The organism is Methylobacterium sp. AMS5 (genome assembly GCF_001542815.1).
GTDB lineage: Bacteria > Pseudomonadota > Alphaproteobacteria > Rhizobiales > Beijerinckiaceae > Methylobacterium.
Genome location: NZ_CP006992.1, coordinates 850,001 through 866,484, shown reverse-complemented (window position 1 = coordinate 866,484; position 16,484 = coordinate 850,001). Strand labels below are relative to the sequence as shown.

17 protein-coding genes (1 of these 17 cut by a window edge) are annotated in these 16,484 nt (G+C 70.0%); 6 read left to right on the top strand and 11 right to left on the bottom strand.

What is annotated here, in order from left to right; translation table 11 throughout:
• Positions 1–67 precede the first annotated feature (67 nt).
• The 3 genes from Y590_RS04065 to Y590_RS04055 form a co-directional block, all read right to left on the bottom strand.
• Positions 68–1,393: a cobyrinic acid a,c-diamide synthase CobB gene (locus tag Y590_RS04065; RefSeq protein ID WP_060768754.1), complete on the bottom strand. Its 1,326-nt coding sequence runs from the start codon at positions 1,391–1,393 to the stop codon at positions 68–70.
• A complete protein-coding gene (gene cobM, locus Y590_RS04060) occupies positions 1,390–2,190 on the bottom strand; it encodes a precorrin-4 C(11)-methyltransferase (RefSeq protein ID WP_060768753.1) in 801 nt (266 codons plus the stop codon). The genes Y590_RS04065 and cobM overlap by 4 nt, the downstream gene beginning before the upstream one ends.
• 80 nt (positions 2,191–2,270) lie before the next feature.
• A complete protein-coding gene (locus tag Y590_RS04055) occupies positions 2,271–2,714 on the bottom strand; it encodes a PACE efflux transporter (RefSeq protein WP_060768752.1) in 444 nt (147 codons plus the stop codon).
• Between the two features lie 109 nt (positions 2,715–2,823).
• On the opposite strand from Y590_RS04055, the gene Y590_RS04050 reads away from it, so the two are divergent.
• Positions 2,824–3,732 (top strand): LysR family transcriptional regulator, encoded by a 909-nt coding sequence (locus Y590_RS04050; protein ID WP_060768751.1) that lies wholly within the window; start codon positions 2,824–2,826, stop codon positions 3,730–3,732.
• Between the two features lie 62 nt (positions 3,733–3,794).
• Here Y590_RS04050 and Y590_RS04045 read toward each other — a convergent pair whose 3' ends face one another.
• The 6 genes from Y590_RS04045 to Y590_RS04020 all read right to left on the bottom strand — a co-directional run bounded on the left by Y590_RS04045 (position 3,795) and on the right by Y590_RS04020 (position 10,735).
• The gene (locus tag Y590_RS04045; protein ID WP_060768750.1) at positions 3,795–4,886 is read right to left on the bottom strand and encodes a GGDEF domain-containing protein; all 1,092 of its coding nucleotides are present in this window, start codon (positions 4,884–4,886) and stop codon (positions 3,795–3,797) included.
• A gap of 87 nt (positions 4,887–4,973) precedes the next feature.
• Positions 4,974–5,399 (bottom strand): cobalamin biosynthesis protein, encoded by a 426-nt coding sequence (locus tag Y590_RS04040; RefSeq protein ID WP_060768749.1) that lies wholly within the window; start codon positions 5,397–5,399, stop codon positions 4,974–4,976.
• The gene (locus tag Y590_RS04035) at positions 5,378–6,613 is read right to left on the bottom strand and encodes a bifunctional cobalt-precorrin-7 (C(5))-methyltransferase/cobalt-precorrin-6B (C(15))-methyltransferase (protein WP_060772144.1); all 1,236 of its coding nucleotides are present in this window, start codon (positions 6,611–6,613) and stop codon (positions 5,378–5,380) included. Before Y590_RS04035 ends, Y590_RS04040 begins: the two co-directional genes overlap by 22 nt.
• Positions 6,614–6,733: 120 nt before the next feature.
• A complete protein-coding gene (gene oxlT, locus Y590_RS04030) occupies positions 6,734–8,026 on the bottom strand; it encodes an oxalate/formate MFS antiporter (RefSeq protein ID WP_060772145.1) in 1,293 nt (430 codons plus the stop codon).
• A 54-nt stretch (positions 8,027–8,080) separates the two neighbouring features.
• A complete protein-coding gene (locus tag Y590_RS04025; RefSeq protein WP_060768748.1) occupies positions 8,081–8,926 on the bottom strand; it encodes a class I SAM-dependent methyltransferase in 846 nt (281 codons plus the stop codon).
• Positions 8,927–9,139: 213 nt separating this feature from the next.
• Positions 9,140–10,735 (bottom strand): gamma-glutamyltransferase family protein, encoded by a 1,596-nt coding sequence (locus Y590_RS04020; protein ID WP_060768747.1) that lies wholly within the window; start codon positions 10,733–10,735, stop codon positions 9,140–9,142.
• Positions 10,736–11,050: 315 nt separating this feature from the next.
• On the opposite strand from Y590_RS04020, the gene Y590_RS04015 reads away from it, so the two are divergent.
• On the top strand, positions 11,051–11,365 hold the full coding sequence (locus tag Y590_RS04015; RefSeq protein WP_060772143.1) for a hypothetical protein: 315 nt from the start codon (positions 11,051–11,053) through the stop codon (positions 11,363–11,365).
• Positions 11,366–11,519: 154 nt separating this feature from the next.
• On the top strand, positions 11,520–13,400 hold the full coding sequence (gene htpG, locus Y590_RS04010) for a molecular chaperone HtpG (RefSeq protein WP_060768746.1): 1,881 nt from the start codon (positions 11,520–11,522) through the stop codon (positions 13,398–13,400).
• 22 nt (positions 13,401–13,422) lie between these two features.
• Here htpG and Y590_RS04005 read toward each other — a convergent pair whose 3' ends face one another.
• The gene (locus Y590_RS04005) at positions 13,423–13,641 is read right to left on the bottom strand and encodes a hypothetical protein (RefSeq protein WP_003605291.1); all 219 of its coding nucleotides are present in this window, start codon (positions 13,639–13,641) and stop codon (positions 13,423–13,425) included.
• Between the two features lie 223 nt (positions 13,642–13,864).
• Between Y590_RS04005 and Y590_RS04000 the strand changes: the two genes are divergently transcribed.
• From Y590_RS04000 to Y590_RS03990, 3 genes are all read left to right on the top strand, one after another.
• The gene (locus Y590_RS04000; protein ID WP_060768745.1) at positions 13,865–14,164 is read left to right on the top strand and encodes a hypothetical protein; all 300 of its coding nucleotides are present in this window, start codon (positions 13,865–13,867) and stop codon (positions 14,162–14,164) included.
• A gap of 32 nt (positions 14,165–14,196) precedes the next feature.
• The gene (gene gluQRS, locus Y590_RS03995; RefSeq protein WP_060768744.1) at positions 14,197–15,090 is read left to right on the top strand and encodes a tRNA glutamyl-Q(34) synthetase GluQRS; all 894 of its coding nucleotides are present in this window, start codon (positions 14,197–14,199) and stop codon (positions 15,088–15,090) included.
• An 84-nt stretch (positions 15,091–15,174) separates the two neighbouring features.
• Positions 15,175–15,666 carry a lysozyme inhibitor LprI family protein gene (locus Y590_RS03990; RefSeq protein ID WP_060772142.1) on the top strand — a complete coding sequence of 164 codons (492 nt, stop codon included), beginning with the start codon at positions 15,175–15,177 and terminating at the stop codon, positions 15,664–15,666.
• A gap of 30 nt (positions 15,667–15,696) precedes the next feature.
• Here the strand turns inward: Y590_RS03990 and Y590_RS03985 are convergent, their stop codons facing one another.
• Positions 15,697–16,484: the 3' end of a M23 family metallopeptidase gene (locus Y590_RS03985; protein WP_060768743.1), read on the bottom strand. It continues 1,306 nt past the right edge of the window; 788 of the gene's 2,094 nt are visible here — the last part of the coding sequence; its start codon lies beyond the right edge, outside the window; its stop codon occupies positions 15,697–15,699.

Genomic DNA, 16,484 nt, shown 5'->3' with positions numbered 1-16,484 from the left:
CGAAGAGCGCATTACCCCGAGCACTCTCTGCCGACGTTCGGAGGGCATGATACGGGGCTCGCCCGCATCATGCGTCCGCCGTTCCGGCGATCAGATGGAAGAAGCTGCCCGTGACGCGGCCCCGGCGGTGGCCGGCGAGGCCGAGCGGTACCCCTTCCGCATCCGTCACCCGCGCGAGCGCGAGGTCGTCCCCCGGGGCCGGCGTGAGTTCGCTCGCGTAATGGAACTCGTGCCCGACGAGGCGCGTGCCGGCGACGCCGAGCAGCCCGTCGTCGAGGAGATGCGCGACGCGGTAGCCGAGATGGAGCTTGCGCCGCCGATACGAGGTCGCGACCGGCAGCAGCCCGCACATCGGATGGGTGAACCCGTCCGCATCCTCCAGGCTCTCGCCCAGAACCATGTAGCCGCCGCACTCGCCGTGGACCGGCCGTGTCTGCGCGAAGTCCCGCAGGCCGCCGAGGAAGCTTTGTGCCGCCGCGAGCCGGCCCGCATGCAGTTCGGGGTAGCCGCCGGGCAGCCAGCAGGCGTCGCAATCGGCCCCCGGCGCCTCGTCTTCCAGCGGCGAGAACGGCACGATCTCGGCGCCGGCCGCACGCCAGCCGGCCAGCATGTGCGGATAGAGGAACGAGAAGGCGGCGTCCCGCGCCACCGCGATCCGCTGTGCCGGCGGCCTCGGCAGGCCATCGGTTGCGACGGGGGCGTGCCCGCCGGCCACGGCAAGGATCGCGTCGAGGTCGAGGGCGGTTTCCGCGAGATCGGCGAGCCGGTCGAGGCGGGCGTGGAGGTCGGCGGTCTCGCCGGCCTGGACGAGGCCGAGATGGCGCTCGGGCAGGACGAGGCCCGCCTCGCGCGGGAAGGCGCCGAGCACCGGTAGGCCCACCCGCGACAGCCCTGCCTCCACCAGACGGCGGTGACGCGGGCTCGCGACCTTGTTGAGGATCACGCCCGCGATCCGGATGCGCGAATCGTAGGCCGCGCAGCCGAGCGCCACGGCCGCCGCCGATTGCGCGGCACCCGACACGTCGAGCACCAGAATCACCGGCCAGCCGTAGCGCGCGGCGATATCGGCGTTGGCGCCCGTGCGGCCCTCGCCCGCGACGATGCCGTCATGCAGGCCCATCGAGCCCTCGGCGACGACGAGATCGGCCTCACGCGCGCTCAGGCCCGCGCAGGCATCGAGCAGCGCGTCCGGCATGGCGAAGCTGTCGAGGTTGAGGCTGGGCAGGCCCGTCGCCGCCTCGTGGAAGGCGGGGTCGATGTAGTCCGGCCCGCATTTTGCGCCGCGGATCGCCACGCCGCGGCGGCGCAGTGCCCGCATCAGCGCGAGCGTCACCGTGGTCTTGCCGGAACCGGAGCGCGGCGCCGCGACGAGGAGGCCGGGGGCGGGGGTCACGAGGCAGCCTCGTCCGATGGTGCGCCACTGGCACCGATCGCGCCGCGGGGGCGGAAGCGGCGGTCGTAATCGGGGGCGTAGAGCGCGCTCTCACGGAAATCCGACGGGTCGAGCGCCGGTCCCACCAGGATCAGGGCGGTGCGCTCGATCTTCTCCGCTTGGACGCAGGCAGGAAGGGTGGCCAGCGTCCCGGTCAGCACCCGCTCGTCGGGCCAAGTCGCGCGGAACACCACTGCGGCGGGGCAATCCGGCCCATAGAACGGGACGAGACCGGCGCAGGTCGGCTCGACCACATGGATCGAGAGATGCAGCGCCAGGGTCGCGCCGGTGGCCGCGAAGGCGGAGAGCTGTTCGCGCTCCGGCATCGGGCTCGCCCGGCCCGAGGTGCGGGTGAGCACCACCGATTGCGTCAGCCCCGGCACGGTCAGCTCGCGCCGCAGCAGGGCGGCGGCGGCGGCGAAGGAGGGAACTCCCGGCGTCACCGTGTAGGGAATGTCCAGCGCGTCGAGCCGGCGGGTCTGCTCGGCCAGCGCGCTCCAGACCGAGAGGTCGCCGGAATGCAGCCGCGCCACATCCTGGCCGGCGGCGTGCGCGCGTCCGATCTCGTTCATGATCGCATCGAGATCGAGCGGCGCGGTGTCGATGATGCGTGCGCCGTTCGGGCACCACGACAGAATCTCGGGCGCCACCAGCGAGCCCGCATAGAGGCAGACGGGGCAGGCGGCGATCCGGTCGCGGCCGCGCACGGTGATGAGGTCGGCGGCGCCCGGCCCGGCGCCGATGAAATGGACGGTCATGACGCCCGCTTACAGCATCGGGACGCCCGTTGGGGAGAGACGATGGCCGAGGTTACGGCCGGGCGCTGAGGGAGGACGGCTCAGCGGGACGGTTCCGCCGCGACCTCGCCCCAGCCCGGCAGCGGGAAAACCCGGTCGTAGGCCAGATTGAAGAGAAAGGCGTAGGCCACGTAGAAGGCCGCGATCGCGAGATCCATGACGAAGGCCTCGACGAGGCCGATGCCGAGATACCATGCGATCGGCGGCATCAGGATCATGAGCAGCCCGGCCTCGAACAGCACGGCGTGAGCCACCCGCAGGACGAGGCTCTTGCGCGTGTGCCCGGTCCACCGCTGCATCACGCGATCGAAGCCGAGATTGTAGACGTAGTTCCAGACGGTTGCGGCGATGGCGCTGCCCACGCCGATCACCCCCATCTCCGAGGCGTGCAGCCCGAACAGCACCGTGCCGAACGGGATGATGAGCGCGAGGCCGAACATCTCGAACAGGAGGGCGTGACGGAGACGGTCGCGTGTGGTGCGCATGGATTGGCCTGGAAAGGTCCGGATTGGCCCGGAAGGTCTGGGTTGGTCCGCCGCCTTCTATCTGCGATACCCCGATCGCCAAGTTAGGACGTATCTGGAAATCAGATGAATGGCCGTCTCGCTCGACCAACTCCAGGCCTTCGTGGCGGCCGCCGAGGCCGGGTCGTTCTCGGGTGCCGCCCGCGTGCTGCGGAAGGCACAATCGGCCGTCAGCACGCAGGTGGCCAATCTCGAGGCCGATCTGGGGCTGGCGCTGTTCAGCCGAACCGGCCGGAACCCGGTGCTCACCCCGGCGGGGGAGCGGCTGCTGTCGGAGGCGCGCGTGGTGCTCGACCGGCGCGAGCACCTGATCGGCGTGGCGAGCAGCCTGGAGCAGCGGGTGGAGAACCGGCTGGTCGTCGCCATCGATGAACTCTACCCCGAGCACGCGCTCGGCGCCCTCTTCGCCGACTTCGCTCAGGCCTTCCCCTTCGTGGAACTGGAGCTGCTCTTCCCGCTGATGGAGGATGTCAGCCGCATGGTGCAGTCCGGCGCCGCCGACCTCGGCGTGATGTGGCGCCAGGAGATCCTACCGACGGAACTCGGCTTCCAGACCATCGGCTGGGTGCCGCTCAAGCTCGTCTGCGGACGCGACCACCCTCTCGCGAAGGCGCGGGTGGAGTGGGAGGAACTGAAACGCCACCGCCAGATCCTTGTCGCCGCGCGCAGCGACGGGCCGGAGAAGCGCCGTCTGCGGGTGGCGGCCGAGGTGTGGTGGGTGGAGAGCCACTGGGTGATCCTGGAGATGGTGAAACACGGGATCGGCTGGGCTTTCGTCACCGATCACGTCATCGCCTCGTCCCTCACCGCACCGTATCTCGCCACGCCGGACCTGCAGTTCGACAAGGGCGACTGCCCCATCGCCCTGGAACTGGTCTGGCACAAGCAGCGGCCCTGCGGCCCCGCCGCTTCATGGCTGCGCGAGCGCTTCGCCGCAGAGCGGATCGGCAGCCTGTCGGGCGGCGACCGGGCAGGCTGAGGGATGGGCTTCGCGGAAGGTGGCAGCGGTGCCCGCCCACCCCTTCTTCCGGAGCGGCGCGCTCACGCGACCCGGACGCGGTCCCGCCCGTCGGTCTTGGCGTCGTAAAGGGCCTTGTCGGCACGCTCCAGGCTCTCGTTCAGGGCCTCGCCGGCCCCGAGCATCGCGACGCCGATGCTCACCGTGATCGGAACGGCCGATCCTTTCCAGGGGACGGGCGCGCCGCCGACCGCGCGGCGCAGGCGCTCGGCGAGATAGGTCGTCGCGTTGTGATCGCGCCCCGGCAGCACGATTCCGAACTCCTCGCCGCCCAACCGCGCGAGATGGCCGCCCTCGGGCAGGAGGGCGGCTGCCCGCGCGGCGAAGTCGCGCAGCACCGCGTCGCCCGCAGCATGCCCGAACCGGTCGTTGATCGCTTTGAAATGATCGAGGTCCGCGACGATGAGGCCGGCCTCCGTCACGCCGCCGGTCTCGGCTGCGAGGCCCTGCCGGTTCAGAGCGCCCGTCAACGCATCCGTCCGTGCCATCCGCGCGACGGCGGCATAGGCCCGCTCTGCCTCAAGGGCGAGAATCGCCGTGGTCAGGAGGATGGAGGTGATGTGATCGACGATGAAGATGGCGATCACGGACAGGCGAACCGACGCCTCGGATACCGGCAGCAGGGGCAGGCAGATCGCCAGCGCGATCGCGAGCAGGGCCCCGGCGATCAGGTGGCGAAGCGGGGATCGCCGCGGTGAGCTTCGGAAGACATAAACGGCCGCCGCGGCCTCGTGGATGGCGTAGGCGATCGTGCTGCCGGCATTGACCAGGGTGGAGCTGCCGCCCGCGAGCGTGAGCCCGAGATGCGTCGCCGTCGGGAGCAGGAACAGGCCGATCATCGGCCCCGTCACCGCCGCGCGCCCGTCGAAGAGCCGGAGCCCGATCCAGAAGGTCGCCCCGGCGAGCGACCAGCCGAACGGCGACCAGATGCTGCCGTAATAGCCGAAATCGACGAACCACACGGCCATGATCGCGCAGACGGCGTAGCTCGCCCCGAAACAGAGGAAGTAGGTCTTCTGCCGGTGCAGCAGCCACGCGCAGAGAAAGATCGCGGCGCAGGCGCCGAACACCAGGAAATCGGTGAATTGCAGAGTGGAAACCGATAGGTCCGTCACCGCCCGCCCCTCCCTGCTGCACGCGGCCATCCTGGCCGCAAGCGCGTGAAAGGTTCCCTTCGCCGGGCGGCCTCTTCGATGTCTCGGTTAAGGAAGGTTTGACGCCCGGTCCGCAACGGCGAGGGCGCAGGTGGCGCCCGCGCTGGCGATGCGGAGCAGGACAAGGCGCGCCGCCGGGCCGGCGCAGGCCAAAGCCGCCGCCTCCGCCACCGAGCCGACGCCGCGGCTCGCCTCGATCCGGCCCGAGCGGGTCACGACCCGCGCATCCACCGCGGTCAGGGCCGCCGCATCGAGGGCGGTCGGCGCGAGGCCGAAGGCGGCCGCGGCCTCGCGGACCGCCGGCTCGCCGGCCCGGTCCGCGGCCGTCGCGATAGCGGCAAGCTGTCCGGATGCGAGCCCGGCCTCACCGAGGGCGCGGCGCAGAAGCGCAACGATCTCCGCGGCCGTCGTCGCCCGGCGAAAGCCGATGCCGGCGACGACGCTGGGCGGGGTCACGGCTTCGTCCAGACCCACTGCGTGATCGGCATGGCCGGGCGCCAGCCGGTGAGGCCGCCGACCGGCACCGCGTGGGCGACCGAGAGCCGGCGCAGGGCGCCGCCGGCCTCACTGAAGGCCGCGAGCAGGGCGGCCTCGCCCTCCAGGGTGACGGCGTTGGCAACACAGCGGCCATCGTGCGGGAGCGCCTCCCGGCAGGCGGCGAGCAGGCCGGGCTCGGCGCCGCCGCCGCCGACGAAGACCGCCCGAGGGGAGGGGAGGGCGGACAAAGCCGCGAGCGAGGCACCGACGACGACCTGCAGGCGGGGCGCGACGCCGAGCGCCCGCGCGTTGCGGGCGATCCGCTCCGCCCGGTCCGGGCGGCGCTCCACCGCGACGGCGCGGTTGGCGGGATGGCGCAGGCACCACTCGATCGAGACCGAGCCGGCGCCGGCCCCGAGATCCCACAGGGTCTCGCCGGCCCGTGGGCGCAGGGCCGCGAGCGTCACCGCGCGGATCTCGGCTTTGGTGAGCTGGCCGTCATTCTCGAACCATGCATCGTCGAGGCCGGGGCTCAGCGGCACGATCCGGGCGCCGGGCGCCGCTTCCACCGCGACCGCGAGAGTGTTCAGGGCGGCGACCTCGCTCAGATCGAAGTTTTCCGCGCGCGCCTCGCGAACCCGCTCATTCGGGCCGCCCATGGCTTCGAGCACGGTCAGTCGCGAACCGCCGCAGCCGCGCTCGGCCAGGAGATGCGCGACGGCCGCGGGCGTCGCGCCGTCCCAGGACAGGGCGAGAATGCGGGCGCCGGGCTGGAGATGCGGCACGATGCCGAACAGGTCGCGTCCGTGCAGGGTGAGGCAGGCGGTCTCGGGCAGCGACCAGCCGAGCCGGGCCGCGGCGAGGCTGAAGGCGGAGGGCTGCGGGAAGGCGCGGATCTCGTGCGCCGGCACCAGCCGGGCCAGTTCGGCGCCGATCCCGTAATGGAACGGATCGCCGGTGGCGAGGATGCAGGTCGGCCGGCCGCGTCGCGCCAGGATGCCGGGATAGGCCGTGTCGATCGGGCTCGGCCAGGGCCGGGTCTCGGCGGCCAGCGGCGCCGCCAGGGCGAGGTGGCGTCGCCCGCCATAGACGACTTCCGCCGTATCGAGAGCGGCGGCGGCGGCGGGCGAAAGGCCCGCCCGCCCGTCCTCGCCGATGCCGACGACGGCGAGCCAGGGGGCGTGATCAGGCACAAGTGACGGCGCCGTCATGGCGGCGGCTGCCGCAGCGTCGATTGCATGCAAAAAAGTCCGCGATGACGGGAGCCGTCTCGCGGACTTCGTTACGCGCCCCCGGCCGGAACGGCCAGGGGCTGGGATCGGACTTGCGCCTCAGCCCACCGCCGGGCGGGCGGCCAGCGGCGCGGCCATCTCCGGCACGGCCGGTCCGGGCACGCCGAGATAGGCGCGACGGGCGGGCTTGAGCACGAACCACGCGAGCGCCGCCACCACGAGGTCGAGGCCGATGGCGATGCCGAAGACCGGCACCCAGCTTCCGAGCGCGTCGTGGATCAGCGCGGCGACGGGGCCGCCGAGCAGCGAGCCCACGCCCTGGGCCATGTAGAGGAAGCCGTAATTCGTCGTCGCGTGCTTGGTGCCGAAGGTGTCGGTGAGCGTCGAGGGAAAGAGCGAGAAGATCTCGCCCCAGGCGAAGAACACGACGCCCGAGAGGAGGGCGAAGGCGTAGGCGTTCTCACGGAACATCAGCAGCAGGCCGATGGCGACGGCTTCGAGCGCAAAGGCCACCGCCATGGTGTTCTCGCGGCCGACATGGTCCGAGACCCAGCCGAAGAAGGGGCGCGTCAGGCCGTTGGTGATGCGGTCGAAGGTGAGCGCGAAAGGGAGTGCGGCAAAGCCGAACACCATGGCGTCGGCGACGCCGAATTCCTTGGCGAAGGCGGAGAACTGCGCGACCACCATCAGGCCGCCGGTCGACATCATCGCCATCATGGCGAACATCAGCCAGAATAGCGGGGTCTTCAGCATCTGAGCCGGGGCCACGTCGCGGGCGGCGCTCGCCACCTTGTCGGCGGGGATGGCGGGGGTCTCGCCAGCCTTCGGCGTGCGCAGGCCGAGCGCTGCGGCGACGCCGATCACGGCCATGACCGCGCCGAACACGAAGAGCGTGTGGCGGTAGCCCGAGGCCGCGATCATGTCGGTGATGGGGAAGGTGGTGGCGATCGCGCCCATGCCGTAGCCCGCTGCCACGACGCCGGCCGCGAAGCCGCGCCGCTCGGGGAACCAGCGCACCATCAGCCCGACCACGCCGACATAGACGATGCCGGTGCCGAGGCCGCAGAGCAGGCCGTAGGTCGCGTAGAGGCCCCACAGCGTGTCGGTGTAGGAGGCCGCGACCCAGCCAAGCCCCGACAGGGCGGCGCCGAGGGCGATCATGGCCTTGGCGCTGAATCGCTCGATCAGCCAGCCCTGCACCGGCGAGAAGAAGGTCTGGAGCACGATCAGCATCGTGAAGGCGACCTGCACGGCGGCGAGGCTCGCGCCGGTGGTCGCCTGGAACGGCTTCACGAACAGCGTCCAGACATATTGCGGACTGGAGATCGTCATCATGACGAGGAGACCCAGGCCGAGCTGGATCCACCGCGTACGATCAGAAATTGTATTCATCATTCACTCCCCTGCGGCGCTGGGCTTGAGCAAGGGGCGTGCCAGGGGCGAACCTCAGGTTCGGGCGGTGACGAGCCAGCAGGCGGCGCCGAGTTCCACCGGGCCGGACCCGAAGCGGTCTCGGAACAGCTCCGTGATGATTTTCAAGGCAGCGTCCTTCACGGTCGGCTCTCGCTCGCGCAGCAGGCGGGCGATGGGACCGCGGGTCGTCACGAAGTCGGCCGCTGCCTCGGAAGTGTCGCCGACCCGCATCGTCCGATCCACGGGCTCGCATTCGACGGCGTGAAAACCGGCTGCCTCAAGAATAGGCAGCAGCGTCTCCGGTGCGGCAAAACGAAAGGGGCCCGGCGCGCCCGGCTGCGGTGCTTCGGCCTCGGACAGGATCGGCAGCACCGCGTCCCGCGCCAGCGTGACCCAGGCGTTCTCCGCCATACTCCGCCAGCAGAGGAAGCTCAGTCGCCCGTCCGCCACGAGGGCGCGGCGGATGTTGGCGAAGGCCGCGGTGGAATCCTCGAAGAACATCACGCCGAAGCGGGAGAGGGCGTGATCGAAGCGGGTGCCGAAGGCGTGATCCTGGGCGTCGGCCCGAAGCCAATCGATCGGGGCGGCGCCCGGCGCCTCCCGTGCCGCCCGCTCGCGGCCGACGGCCAGCAGCGGCTCGGACAGGTCGGCGGCGGTGACGTGGCCGCCGCCCCCGATCTGCCGCGCGGCGCGGAGCGCCGTGTCGCCTGCCCCGCAGCCGATATCGAGCACGCGGGCGCCGGGCGCGAGTGCGGCGCGGGCGAACAAGGCCGCGGTGAAGGGCGCGAAGGCGGTGTCCAGTGCTTCGTGGTAGAGGGCCCAGCGCTGCCCGACCTCGCCGTTCCAGTAGTCGCTCTGGTCCTGGTTCAGGGTGCTCATCGTCGATCCACTCACTTCGATCCCGAGGCCCGCGCCCCGCCGCTGCCCGCGACGAGCCCGTCGATGGCAGCGGTGACGAGGCTGGCGCGGTCGTTGATGAAGTGGGCCAAGGATATCTCCTCGCGTATCACTCCTCCGGTCGCGTCCGGCGATCGGACGCGCTTTTGCGCGAAGGGTACCGCCCACTCGGCGCGGGGCAAGCCGGGTTTCGGCTCAAAGCCCCGCCGCGCCACCGTCGGAGCGCGGATCGTGTGTCGCTTCGATCCGCCCGTCTTTGACATGGCGCACCAGCATGCCGGCATGACCCAGCGAGTCGATATAGGCGCCGCCCAGTTCCTCGATGTCGTGGCCCAGGCGCCGGAGCGCCGCGATGCAGGCCGGATCGAAGCGGTCCTCGACCTTCACGCTCAGCGACTCGGCGCCCCAGGTGCGGCCGTAGAGCAGGCGTGGCGCGTCCACGGCATCGGCCACCGACATCCCGTAATCGGCGTAGCGGGTAAAGATCTGCGCCTGGAACTGTGGCTGCCCGTCACCGCCCATGGAGCCGTAGGACATCACCCGGCCGTCGTCGAAGGCGGCCAGCGCCGGGATCAGGGTGTGGAACGGGCGCCGGCCCGGCTCCAGCGGGTTCACCGCGTTCGCATCGAGCGAGAACGACATGCCGCGGTTCTGCCAGCAGATGCCGGTTCCCGGCAGCACCGTGCCGGAGCCGTACTCCCAGTAGACCGACTGGATGAAGGACACGGCCATGCCCTCATTGTCGATCGCGCCCATCCACACGGTGTCGCCCTCGCCCGAGCGGACCGGGATGCTCGCCGCACGCCGCATGTCGATCAGGGCCGCCTCGCGGTCGAGGCGCTTCGGATCGAGGAAGGCGGCCGGGTCGCCCTTCAGGCGGTCGAAGTCGGTGACGAAGCGGTCGCGGATGGCGAAGGCGCGCTTCGTCGCTTCGATCAGCCCATGATAATGCGCGGTGCTCTCCGGCTCAGCGATGTTCAGCCGGTCGAAAATCCCGAGGATGATCAGCGCCGCGAGGCCCTGGGTCGGCGGTGGAAAGTTGTAGAGCGTGGCGTCGCGCCGCCGCAGGGTCAGCGGTGCCCGCTCCTTGGCCGCGTAGGCCTTGAGGTCGGCGCGGGTGACGGGGGCGCCGAGACGCTCCAGGTCGCTGGCGATCTCGCGTCCGATATCGCCGCGGTAGAAGTCGTCGAGCCCGGCATGGGCGAGCTGGGCCAGGGTGTCGGCGAGCTTGGGCTGGGTCCGGATCGCGCCCGCCGCGTAGGGCTTGCCGTCATCGAGATAGGTTTTCGAGAAGTTCGGCGCGTCGTGCAGCGTGTCGAGCTCCTTCGGCACGTAGCGTGCCTCCGAGGCCGAGACCGGGCAGCCCGCGCGGGCGTGCCGGATGGCGTCGGCGAGGATCGTATCGAGGGGGAGCCGGCCGCCGAAGGCGCGGGCCATGTCGAGGGCGAGGCGCCAGCCGCCGATGGTCCCGGCGACCGTCACCGCCGCGTCGGGACCGCGGGAGGGGATCGCGTTGAGCTCCTTCTCCCGGTAGCGGGCGCGGGTCGCGAGCTGGCCGGCCGGTCCGCAGGCCTCGATGCCACGCACGCGGCCGTTCCGCTCGCGGATCAGCCAGAAGCCGTCGCCGCCGATGCCGTTCATGTGCGGGTAGACCACCGCGATGGCGGCGGCCATCGCGACCATCGCCTCGATGGCGTTGCCACCCTGCGCCAGCACAGTCTGCCCGGCCGAAGCCGCCAGCGCGTGGGGGGCGGCGACCGCCGCATGGGCGAAGACGGGCGTGTCGGGCATGACGGACTCTGACGAAACCTGAGATCGGACGGGCCGGGAGGCAGGATCAGGACCACGGGCGGGGACGGAGAGCAACTGCCGTGCTCCCTGCCACCGCGCACCCCCGGCATTCCTCGATCGCGCGACCGGCTCCCGCAGGATCGCAGACCGCCCTGGATGCGCCCTCAGGATGTGCCGGAGCCGTGCGGATTCCTGAAATGCCGAAATGGTTCCGGGTGGCACCTCTGCCTTCTCGCAAATGTTGCAGAAAAGGAACTGCGCCGGTGCGGGCGGGATGACATGATCGTCCTCGCGAATCGGCAGGTATCTCCGCACATGAAGCAGAACGAACGGGCGATCCTTCAGGATCGCGTGAGAACACTTGTCTTGCGCCATGCTTTGGAAGCCGCGCTGCAGCGGTTGGCTGATCTTTCCGGTGCGAGTGCCGAGGAAGAACTGTTGAGGCTCGAGCATTCCATTGTCGTCGCGACGCGCCGCGTCGGCGAAGTTCCGGGCAATATGCAGCTCGCTGCCCTGGTCGCCGTCGAGGATGCGCTGGTGGCCATCCGCACCGCGTTCGACACCGTGCACCAGCGCATCGAGGCCGCGCCAGCCGTGAGCGCGGCATCGCCGACGGCTTTGGCGGCCTGAAACGCGACAATTTCGCCGCCGGCACACGCCCGCGGCGATTGAATTGCCGTCGCGCCATGGGCATATCGCCCCCGCTTTTTCGCGTGTTCCTCGAAACACCCGCCGCATCGGCGCAGGTGTTCCGGGGCGGCACGCCAGACGGGGAGAGTGGCCTTTGAGCGAGACGGTAGAGCGGCACGAATTCGGTGCCGAGGTCGGGCGCCTTTTGGACCTCGTCGTCCACGCGCTCTATTCCGACCGCGAGATTTTTTTGCGCGAGCTGGTGGCCAATGCTGCCGACGCGACCGACCGGCGCCGCTTCGAGGCGCTGACCAACGAGGCCCTGGCGCTCCCCTCCGACGCCCGGGTGCTGATCGCCCCCGACAAGGCGACGCGCACGCTCACGATCTCCGATGCCGGGATCGGTATGAGCAAGGAGGATCTGGCGCAGAACCTCGGCACCATCGCCCGCTCGGGCACCCGCGCCTTCTCGCAGGCGCTCGGCGAGCGGGCGGCGGAGGGCGGCGAGGATCAGCGCCCGAGCCTGATCGGCCAGTTCGGCGTCGGCTTCTACTCCGCCTTCATGGTGGCCGACCGCGTCACCGTGACTTCGCGCCGGGCGGGCAGCGAGGAGGCCTGGACCTGGGCCTCCGACGGCAAGGGCAGCTACACCCTGGAGCCGGCGAGCCGGGAGCAGCCCGGCACCGACATCGTGCTGCACATGAAAGAGGACGCCGACGAGTATCTGGAGAGCTACCGGCTCGACCACGTCGTGCGCAAATGGGCCGACAACATCGCCGTGCCGATCGCGATCCGCGACGCGGAGGGCAAGGAGGAAGCCGCCAATCGCGGCACCGCGCTCTGGCGCAAGCCCAAATCCGAGATCACGGAAGAGCAGTACAAGGAGTTCTACCGCACCGTCAGCCACGGCTTCGACGAGCCCTGGGCGACCCTGCACTGGCGGGCGGAGGGCGCGCTCGAATTCACCGGCCTCCTGTTCGTGCCGAGCATGAAGCCGTTCATGCCGATGGAGGACGACCGGCGCTCCAAGGTGCGGCTGCATGTGCGGCGCATGTTCATCACCGACGAGGCCGAGCTGCTGCCGAACTGGCTGCGCTTCGTCCACGGCGTGGTCGATACCGACGACCTGCCGCTCAACGTCTCCCGCGAGATGCTGCAATCGACGCCGACGCTCGCCAAGATCCGTCGCGCCGTGACCACCCGCGTCATCAACGAGCTGTCGAGCCGCTCGAAGAACACCGAGAAGGCCGAGGAATACCAAAAATTCTTCGAGAATTTCGGGTCGGTGCTGAAGGAAGGCATCTACGAGGATTTCGAGCGCCGCGCCGAGATCGCGCCGCTGCTGCGTTTCCGTTCCTCTACGCAGGAAGGCTGGACCTCGCTGCCCGAATACGTCTCGCGGATGAAGCCCGAGCAGGAGGCGATCTACTACCTCGTCGCCGACGATGTGGAGGCGCTCAAGAACTCCGCCCAGCTCGAAGGTTTCCGCGCCCGCGGCGTGGAGGTTCTGCTGCTTTCCGACCACGTCGATGCGTTCTGGCCGGAGCAGTTGGGCAAGTTCGAGGACAAGCCCCTGCGCTCGGTCACGCAAGGGTCGGCCGACCTCGCCAAGCTCAAGCCCGAGGGTGAGACGGCCGAGGCGACGCCCGCGCTCGATAGGCTCGTGGCGGCCCTCAAACTCGCGCTGGAGCCGGACGTCTCCGATGTTCGCACCACCGACCGCCTCGTCGACAGCGCCGTGGTGCTCGCCGCCTCCGGCATGGGGCCGGACCTCCAGATGCAGCGCCTGCTGCGCCGGGCCGGCCGCGGCTTTGGTGGTTCCGCGCCGATCCTGGAGATCAACCCGCGCCACGCCCTGATCCGGTCGCTCAATGAGCGGGCCGAGGCCGGCGAGGATCTGAAGGCCGAGGCCGGCACGCTGCTCGACCTCGCCCGCGTTCAGGACGGCGACACGCCGCGCGATCCGGTGGCCTTCGCCCGTGCCGTCGCGGCGGCGCTGGCGGGCACCGCTGCGAAGCCGGCCGAATCGGCCTGAGGAAAGGGCGGGATGCGGGTGATCAGATCCGTGTCCCGTCATCCCGCGGGGGTGAGCCGCAGCGGAAGCGGGCGACGCGCCAGCGGTCGCCATGGGCGTTCTGCCACGCCGCCATCTGCGGCTGGGCGACCGACAGGCATTGCTGCGGCGTAACGATGTCTTCGTTGAAGCGGTGAACCCGCATGACGCAATGGGTCGGGTTCGCGACCATGCAGGTCAGGAAGTAGAGGCCGTAGAGCATGCGTGGAGGCTCCGTGCTGGCGTCGATCTCTCCTCCCCAGGACCGCTTCTTCGTGTTCCTGCCAGCGGCATCGCAATGAGCGTGCCGGAAGTTCCCACTCTGGTTGCACGGGGCGTCGGTGCCCCCTGCGTTTCAAGCCTGGACAGGTCCCTGAAACCGGACCCCGCGCCGGTCTGACGCCGCGGCGTTGACAGTCCCGCCGCATCCGCGCCAACACCGGGCCATGGCCGCAGAACCCTCGACCGATCCGCAGACCGCCCGTCTCGACCGCACGGTGACATGGAGCGTGATCGCTCTCGTGGCGGCAACCGTGCTGATCGGAGCCCTGGCGCCCCGTGCGGCCCATCAACCCGCGCCGACCACCGTTCCGGCATCGGGCCCGGCCCAAAATCCGAGCTGCGCCGAGTGGGGCGACGGCTGCAAGGTCTGCCGCCGGATCGGCGAGGAGACCGCCTGTTCGCTGCCGGGCATCGCCTGCACCCCCGGACCCGTGACCTGCCTGCGCGGCGCCGGAGAGCCCTGAAGGAGGCGCGCCCTGGCGTGTCTGGACACACGATGCCAGTCCCAGAACCGAGGCTCCGCTTCGCCCCGAGCCCGAATGGCCGCCTGCATCTCGGTCACGCCTATTCCGCCCTGCTGAACGCCCGCATCGCCCGGACCCTCGGCGGACACCTGCTCCTACGGATCGAGGACATCGATCTCGGCCGCGCCCGGCCCGAATTCGTGGCGGGCATCCTGGCCGACCTCGATTGGCTCGGTCTCCGCTTCGATGGGCGGATCCACCGCCAATCCGAGCATTTTGCGGATTACGCCGCGGCGCGCGACGCGTTGGCGGCGAGGGACCTGATCTATCCCTGCTTCTGCTCGCGGGGGCAGATCGCGGCAGAGGTCGCGGCCCGTCAGGCGCGCGGCGGCACGCCGGTTCCGCGCGATCCCGACGGCGCCCCGCTCTATCCCGGTACCTGCCGCGCTCTGTCCGCCGACGCGCGACGCGTCCGCATCGGGCGAGGCGAGCCGCATAGCTGGCGCCTCGACATGCCGGCCTCGCTCCGAACGCTGGCCGATCCCCTCCTCATCCGCCGCTTCTCGCCCGATGACGGCGCCGAGGAGACGATCGGGGCCGATCCGGCCCGCTGGGGCGATGCGGTGATCGTCCGGCGCGACGTGCCGACGAGCTACCATCTCTCCGTGGTCTGCGACGACGCGGTGCAGGGGATCACGCATGTCGTGCGCGGGCAGGATCTGGAGGCGGCGACCGACCTGCACGCCCTGCTCCAGCACCTCCTGCGCCGTCCCACGCCGGCCTATCACCACCACGGGTTGATCCGGGCGGAGGACGGCGAGAAGCTCGCCAAGTCGAAGGGCTCCGAGTCGCTCGCCGATCTACGCGCCCGGGGCGTTACCGCCGAAGATGTGCGAACGCGGCTTGGGTTCTCACGGTTGTGTTAATCCTGCGTCTCACAGGGCTTGTGCCGCAGCGACCCTTCGGGAATTCGTGGAGAGCGGCGAGCGGCCATGAGGGGGCTAGGCACGATGCGATCGTTTCGCACGATCCTGATTTTGTCGGCCTGGGCGCTCGCCGCACCGACGCTCGCGCAGGAAGCGGATCGCCCTGCCTCACCTGCAAAGGATTCGGCGGCGATCGAGGCGTGCCTCAAGGGCAAGGAGACGTCAGCCCAGCGGCGCGCCTGCATCGGAAGCGTGGCTGGACCTTGTCGGGAAACGCAGGATGGCGCCACCACGATGGGTATGAGCGCGTGCATCGGCCGAGAGCACGCAATTTGGGACAAGCTTTTGAATCGTACCTATCAGCAAGCCATGGTGGGCTTCGATGATGACGGTAAGGCTTACTTGAAGGGTGCACAGCAGTCTTGGCTGAAATTTCGCAGCCAAACATGTCAATGGCCCTATCACGTCTATCGGGGCGGAACCCTTGCCGGGCCGCTATCGAGCGAGTGCTTCATGGAGCAAACCGCACTCAGGACGTTCGACTTGATGACGGTCGTTGAAAATGGGGATCATTGACTTCTCCGCAGAGCGGTAAGGAAGGCAACCTCACCGCATCGCGTCGCGCTGCGCCATCGCCGTGGCGGTCTTCGATTTCTGCATCGTCGCCTCGGTCTGGTCGCGCTGGCGCTTGAACTCGGCGAGCAGGCGTCCGTCGAGCTCGCGCCCGCGCGGTACGCGGATCTTCATCGGATCGACGAAGTGCCCGTTGATGATCACCTCGTAGTGCAGGTGCGCGCCGGTGGAGAGGCCGGTCGAGCCGACATAGCCGATCACCTGGCCCTGCCGGACGCGGCTGCCCGCGCTGACCCCGCGGGCAAAGCGCGACATGTGGTTATAGGTCGTGACGTAGCCGTTGATGTGCTGGACCTCGACCCGGCGGCCGTAGCCCGAGTCCCATTCCGCCTTGATGACCGTGCCGTTGCCGGCGGCCACGATCGGCGTGCCGATCGGGTTGGCCCAATCGACGCCGGTATGCAGCTTGGCATAGCCGAGGATCGGGTGGCGCCGGTAGCCGAACCCCGAGCGCATGATGCCGTCGGCGATGGGTTTGCGGATCAGGAACTTCTTCAGCGAGCGGCCCTGCTCGTCGAGATAGTCGATCGAGCCGTCATCCGGTGACTGGAAGCGATAGACCTTGCGCGACTCGCCTCCGAGATTGAGCGCGGCGTAGAGCAGTTCCGGCCGTTCGGCGGCGGCGAGGCCGGCTTCCTCGTCGTAGGTGTAGAACAGATCGATTCCGTCGCCCGAAGAGATACGGCGCTGGAAGTCGATGTCGTAGCTGAAGATCCGGATGATATCCTCGATCGTCGGGCGCGGCACGTCGTGGCGCGCGC

Excerpts from the sequence above, each read along its gene's own strand:
- Y590_RS04035 (WP_060772144.1), bottom strand. The coding sequence starts at position 6,613 with ATGACGGCGCCGTCACTTGTGCCTGATCACGCCCCCTGGCTCGCCGTC.
- Y590_RS04005 (WP_003605291.1), bottom strand. The coding sequence starts at position 13,641 with ATGCTCTACGGCCTCTACTTCCTGACCTGCATGGTCGCGAACCCGACC.
- Y590_RS04020 (WP_060768747.1), bottom strand. The coding sequence starts at position 10,735 with ATGCCCGACACGCCCGTCTTCGCCCATGCGGCGGTCGCCGCCCCCCAC.
- Y590_RS04050 (WP_060768751.1), top strand. The coding sequence starts at position 2,824 with ATGGCCGTCTCGCTCGACCAACTCCAGGCCTTCGTGGCGGCCGCCGAG.
- Y590_RS04000 (WP_060768745.1), top strand. The coding sequence starts at position 13,865 with ATGGCCGCAGAACCCTCGACCGATCCGCAGACCGCCCGTCTCGACCGC.
- Y590_RS04025 (WP_060768748.1), bottom strand. The coding sequence starts at position 8,926 with ATGAGCACCCTGAACCAGGACCAGAGCGACTACTGGAACGGCGAGGTC.
- Y590_RS04015 (WP_060772143.1), top strand. The coding sequence starts at position 11,051 with ATGAAGCAGAACGAACGGGCGATCCTTCAGGATCGCGTGAGAACACTT.
- Y590_RS04055 (WP_060768752.1), bottom strand. The coding sequence starts at position 2,714 with ATGCGCACCACACGCGACCGTCTCCGTCACGCCCTCCTGTTCGAGATG.
- gluQRS (WP_060768744.1), top strand. The coding sequence starts at position 14,197 with ATGCCAGTCCCAGAACCGAGGCTCCGCTTCGCCCCGAGCCCGAATGGC.
- oxlT (WP_060772145.1), bottom strand. The coding sequence starts at position 8,026 with ATGAATACAATTTCTGATCGTACGCGGTGGATCCAGCTCGGCCTGGGT.
- cobM (WP_060768753.1), bottom strand. The coding sequence starts at position 2,190 with ATGACCGTCCATTTCATCGGCGCCGGGCCGGGCGCCGCCGACCTCATC.
- Y590_RS03990 (WP_060772142.1), top strand. The coding sequence starts at position 15,175 with ATGCGATCGTTTCGCACGATCCTGATTTTGTCGGCCTGGGCGCTCGCC.